The 5234-nt window shown below is 60.5% G+C and carries 6 protein-coding genes; 4 read left to right on the forward strand and 2 right to left on the reverse strand.

Features of this window, described 5'->3' with window-relative positions; all coding sequences use genetic code 11:
• Positions 1–81: 81 nt before the first annotated feature.
• Complete coding sequence (locus FJ471_RS34045) at positions 82–903, reverse strand: DUF2066 domain-containing protein (protein ID WP_140811065.1); 822 nt, start codon at positions 901–903, stop codon at positions 82–84.
• Positions 904–962: 59 nt separating this feature from the next.
• Between FJ471_RS34045 and FJ471_RS34050 the strand changes: the two genes are divergently transcribed.
• From FJ471_RS34050 to FJ471_RS34065, 4 genes are all read left to right on the forward strand, one after another.
• Positions 963–1562 (forward strand): isoprenylcysteine carboxylmethyltransferase family protein, encoded by a 600-nt coding sequence (locus FJ471_RS34050; RefSeq protein WP_246684918.1) that lies wholly within the window; start codon positions 963–965, stop codon positions 1560–1562.
• A 111-nt stretch (positions 1563–1673) separates the two neighbouring features.
• Positions 1674–2717 (forward strand): enoyl-CoA hydratase/isomerase family protein, encoded by a 1044-nt coding sequence (locus FJ471_RS34055; protein ID WP_140811080.1) that lies wholly within the window; start codon positions 1674–1676, stop codon positions 2715–2717.
• Complete coding sequence (locus FJ471_RS34060) at positions 2714–3136, forward strand: DUF6163 family protein (RefSeq protein WP_140811088.1); 423 nt, start codon at positions 2714–2716, stop codon at positions 3134–3136. Before FJ471_RS34055 ends, FJ471_RS34060 begins: the two co-directional genes overlap by 4 nt.
• 299 nt (positions 3137–3435) lie before the next feature.
• Positions 3436–3951, forward strand: a complete 516-nt coding sequence (locus FJ471_RS34065) for a MarR family winged helix-turn-helix transcriptional regulator (protein ID WP_040983294.1) — start codon at positions 3436–3438, stop codon at positions 3949–3951.
• A gap of 120 nt (positions 3952–4071) precedes the next feature.
• On the opposite strand, the gene FJ471_RS34070 is transcribed toward FJ471_RS34065, so the two are convergent.
• Complete coding sequence (locus FJ471_RS34070; protein WP_140811094.1) at positions 4072–5088, reverse strand: hypothetical protein; 1017 nt, start codon at positions 5086–5088, stop codon at positions 4072–4074.
• Positions 5089–5234: the final 146 nt, after the last annotated feature.

Genomic DNA, 5234 nt, shown 5'->3' on the forward strand with positions numbered 1-5234 from the left:
GGGGCCTTCGTAGGGCGCTCCCCTCTCCGTCTCGGCTTCGCCGAGCCACCTCTCCCCACTGCGTGGGGCGAGGAACCGCTCTCAAGGCTGCCCGTGCCCCGACAGGATCTGCGCGGTGCCCCTGATAGCAACCCGGAACGCCTCGTCGAAGCTGACGCCGCGCACCTGCCAGCGATAGGTCCTGCCGCGATCGGCCAGCCGCCAGTCGGCGATCCAGCCGAGTTCCTTGTCGCTCCACACGATGCCGCCGGCGAGCGCCCGAGCCGCTCCCGTTTTTTTCGCGATCCTGTCGAGCCTTGCCATATCGGCCCCGGAAAGCGCCTTCTCACCGAGGCCGCCAAGCTGTCCGGCCTTGGGAAAGGTGATGCGCATCAGCAGCGGACCGGCGGCATTGGCGAAGGATTCGCGCATCGCGTTGCCCTGATCCTCATCCGCCGTAAGCATGAAATGCCGAGAACCCTGCTCGGCGGTCATGAAGACGGCGATGGGCGGGCGCTCGCCGAGCCAGGGCCTGCTGCCGAGCTGCGCCAGCAGCTTGTCGACGACGGCCGGCTTGTAGATGCAGGTCAGGTCGTGCGGCCTGTCATGCGTACCTTGCTCGTCATGGATCGGGATGCCTTCGAGCCGGTCGCGATAGCGGAAGGATTGCACGAAGTCGGCCGCCTTGTCGCGCAGCGCCAGCATTTCCGGCTTCTGCGTCAGGCGCTGGTCGCCCGAGACCTTGACCAGTACCTTGTCGAGGCAATCCTTGAAGCCAACCTGCCGGTTTACCTCGCCCGTGCCGGTGACGATCGCCTGCGCCTGGTACAGCTCCGCGGACGCCGCGGCGATGGCGGGGAGAGCGATGAGGCAGGCGGCGATCATGCCGATCGCCGCAGCCGCGAGGCGGGAAAATCCGGGCATGGCTTGCAGTCCGGTTCAAGATGCCCATTTTCTAGCACCGGGCGCGTGCGGTGGCCAAGATGGATTGCCGGCTAACCGAAGGAGCAGGGCATGACCTTGATCTGGTTCACATGACCTTCATCTGGTTCATCTACGCCGCCTGGCTGCTGCTGATTATTTATCTTACCGTTCAGGCGATTGGCGTGAAGCGCGATACCGAGCCGCATCTGCTGCAGAGCTTTGGGTTGATGTTTGCCATGATCGTCGCCTTCCTGCTGCCACGCCTGCCGCTGTTCGGCTTCGTCAACTTCGCCCCTGTGAACGCGCTGGTGAGCGGCATTGGCGCGGTGGTCGCCGTCGCCGGCATGGCGCTCCTGGTCTGGGCGCGGCAAATTCTCGGCCGCAACTGGAGCCAGACCGTCTCGGCCAAGCAGGAGCACGAGCTGGTGAGGTCCGGTCCGTACCGCGGCCTGCGCCATCCCATGTACACGGGCGGCCTGCTCGCATGCCTGGGCTCGGCGATCGTGGTGGGCGGCCCGTTCGTTTTTCTGTTCGTCCTGCTCGGGGCGATTTTCATCTGGCGGGTCGGCGCCGAGGATCGGCTGCTGGAGCGGCAATTTCCCGATGAATTCCCCGAATATGCGCGCCGCACGAACGCGCTCATCCCATTCGTCTGGTAGACTGCTCGCCGCGAAAGACGCTGCCTTATCCTTGGCACTCGACAATTGACGTTGGCCCGGTCGCCGCTTAGCACTTCTCCTCCCGCAGGCGCGGGGGAGGATTCTCTCATTATGGATTTTGGCGGAGGCGACGAGATCCGCTTCGAGCGGCTGGGCAAGGCCGGCGTGGTCACGTTGACCCGGCCGAAGGCGCTCAACGCCGTCACGCACAATATGGTCAAGGCGCTCGGCAGGGCGCTCGACGCCTGGGAGCAGGATCCGGGCATTGGCGTCGTCGTCGTCAAGGCCGAGGGCAGGGCGTTTTCCGCCGGTGGCGATATCCTGCACATCTACGAGGCCGGCCGGGCCGGCAGGCCACCCGTCGACTTCTTCGCCGACGAATACCGGCTCAACGCCCGCATCGCGCGCTTCAAGAAACCCTATGTGGCGCTGATCGACGGCATCGTCATGGGCGGCGGCGTCGGCATCTCCTTCCATGGCTCGCACCGGGTGCTGACCGAAAACGCGCAGTTCGCCATGCCGGAGGTCGGCATCGGCTTCTTCCCCGATGTCGGCGCCAGCCATTTGCTGCCGGATCTGGGCGGCTCTTTCGGCATGTATCTCGGGCTGACGGGCAATCGCATCCGCCATGGCGACGCGCTGTGGTCGGGGCTGGCCACCCACACCATCAAGGCCGAAGACCAGGCAGGCCTGCTCGACGAGCTGGCGACGAGCGGCGATGCCAATGCGGAGCTGCGCGATTTCTTCGTGCCGGCCAAACGCGAGACGGAGCGGCAGGACCTGGAAGCGATTGCTCGACACTTCTCGCAGCCTTCGCTCGCCGACATTGTCGCCAGCCTGGAGCGGGCAGCGGCCAAAGATGCTTTTGCCGCAAAGACGCTGGCGACGCTGAAGACCCGCTCGCCGACCAGCCTCAACGTCGCCTGGCGCCAGGTCAGCGCGGGATCGACGCTGTCGATGGACGAATGCATGAGGATGGAGTTCCGGATCCTGAACCGGATGCTCGCCGGCCATGATTTCTATGAAGGCATCCGCGCCGCCATCATCGAGAAGGGCTCGACGCCGAAGTGGCGCCCGGCCGGGCTGGATGAGATCGGCACGGCCGATATCGATGCTTATTTCGCGCCGCTCGGGGACAAGGAACTCACCCTGTGAGCGAGGTCACCTCCAGGCGCGTGGTGCTGCAGCCCTCGACCACCGAGGTCATCTTCGCCTGGTTCCAGCGCGTCATCGCCGGCTATTGCCTGTTGTTCGGCATTCTCTACTGGATCCGCCTGATCGGCATCTATCCGGGCGAACTGTGGCGCTTCGACCTGATGCCGGTGCACTGGCAGGTGGCGGCGGCGACGCTGGCCGTCTTCTTTCCCTTCGCCGCGGCAGGCCTGTGGATGCTGGCGTCCTGGGGGCCGGTGATCTGGTTCATCTGCGCGGTGACCGAGACGGTGATGTATGCCGGTTTCCCCGACCTGTTCGGCCACCGCATGCTGATCGTGATCTCGCATGCCTGCGTGGCCTTGCTCTACATCGTCTTTCGCGTCACCATCTGGCTGCAGAAGCGCCAGCTTCGCCAATGAGCATGATGCCGAAAAGTGTGAAGCGGCTTTCGGACGACATCATGCTCCACTCATGGAGCCGGCCGAGGACGGGCCTCCCGGGCCAATTTCCGAGCCCGGTTTCCTCCAAAATCCATTGCCTAAATCTTTAGGTTAATTGTTCTTGCTCGGGTGACCGATCGTTAAGCGTCTTCCGAAACCTCTTACCGGTAAGCTCTTGTTAGCCCTGGCGTTTAAGTCGAATTTTATGAGTATTCGATAGTGTCGCGATCAAGGTGAAAAACAAAAAATCACCAGGCGACAAACGAGAGGCAAAGACAATGATCAATTCGCGTCCGGCGGCGAAGACCGCAAACGTATCCGACGATCGCCGCGAGGCTATCCGCTCGCTATACATGGAATCGCTGCAGCTGGTGGAGCGTCTGCACCGCCGTCTGCTTGACGTGATCAAGGACGAGTTCGACCGCAACGGCCGTTCCGACATCAACGCCATCCAGGCGCTGCTGCTCTTCAACATCGGCAATTCGGAGCTGACCGCCGGCGAGCTGCGCTCGCGTGGCTACTATCTCGGCTCGAACGTGTCCTACAATCTGAAGAAGCTGGTCGACCTCGGCTTCATCAACCACCAGCGCTCGCGCATCGACCGCCGTTCGGTCCGCGTCTCGCTGACGCCGAAGGGCAACGAGGTGGCCGACGTCGTCGCCGGCCTCTATGAGCGCCATGTCGGCTCGATCGAGGCGGTCGGCGGCATCAACACCGACGAGTTCAAGCAGATGAACCGCGCGCTGCAGCGTCTTGACCGCTTCTGGAACGACACGATCGCGTATCGGATGTGAGTCGACACCAAGGTTCAAGCCGCGCCTAAGAAGCGCGGCCGGGGGAAAGCGATAAAGGGCCGGTGCTCAACGCGCCGGTCCCGCGCTGACACGATCTGCCTTCAGACGGGCTTTTCGTTCTCATTGGTGGGCAGCGTAATCGCTGTACTTATGCAAAAATTCGCGGGCAATCCGGTCAGCCAGACAAAGCTCTGTGATTTTGGAACCGCCTATGAGCCATTTGGCAAACCCTGCCTTCTCGGATCTACCAGGATGGCTCAGGCTCCTAGATCGAAACCGATAGAGGTCCTTAGCGTGCTCTACAGTCTCAGGTTTGAGCTTGAGAATGCTTGCTATGGCATCGATGGACGGAAGCATGTTGGTCAAAGCAATCTCTCGCAGGCGAGTTGAGGCGTCTCTGATTGCCTGAGGTTTGTCAGCGCGTTTAAGGAGACCGTTCGCAAAATCAGCAGCGAACCTGCGCTCCTCTTCCCTGATTTTGTCGCCGCGCTCCCGTCGTATTTTGCTCATTACCCCATTTACAATGGCCTCGATGCTCAAAACATAGTGCTGGAGGACAGAGCGCTCCAAAGGCTTAGAGCCAACGGTTGCCTGGAGCTGCCAAGCTGACAACAGGTGCACGTAGGCATTATTCGCCGTTTCGTCCGTTTCCAACGTCTTCGCGAGTTGGGCAGCCAAAGACAGCTCAGCATTCCCCAGATCGATTGGGTCGTCGAATAGTATTATTCCCGAACTCTGGGACCATCCAATATATTCCTCCTTTTGATCAGCACGCTTATATTTCCGAAACTCAGCAAAATAAGCACCATCCTTCACTACCAAATTCAGACTTGCAACAAGTCGATCAGCTATATCTTGAGCACCCTTGAGTGCTTCGTCTTCATCGGAAGCCTCAAAGTCTATAAGCAGTTTATATCGGCACTCAACCTCGTCTCGCGGTGGATAGCGCACCACCGTCAAATCACGGTTCGAACTCAGCTTCATATTCAAAGCAGAAGCGCGGCGACCTTTCATATGCTGAAATTCTGCATTGTCCAAAGGAGCCAGAACAACGTTTTTCTGTATCTGCACGGCGCGCTTGGGAAGGTGAATGCCACCAAAGGCCCACCACGTTTTCCAGAGATGTTTGGTAGTCATAGTCTTAGCCACTGGGAAACTCAGCAATGAATAAGGTTGCGTTTCTTTGAACACGATACCGATTTGGAAGAAAGTCGCGTCGCATATTTTCGGTCGTGTTAGCCGATTTCCTCCACAATTCCCTGAGGTAGAGCGTCAAAACAGGT

The organism is Mesorhizobium sp. B2-7-1 (assembly GCF_006440735.1).
Classification (GTDB): Bacteria; Pseudomonadota; Alphaproteobacteria; order Rhizobiales; family Rhizobiaceae; genus Mesorhizobium.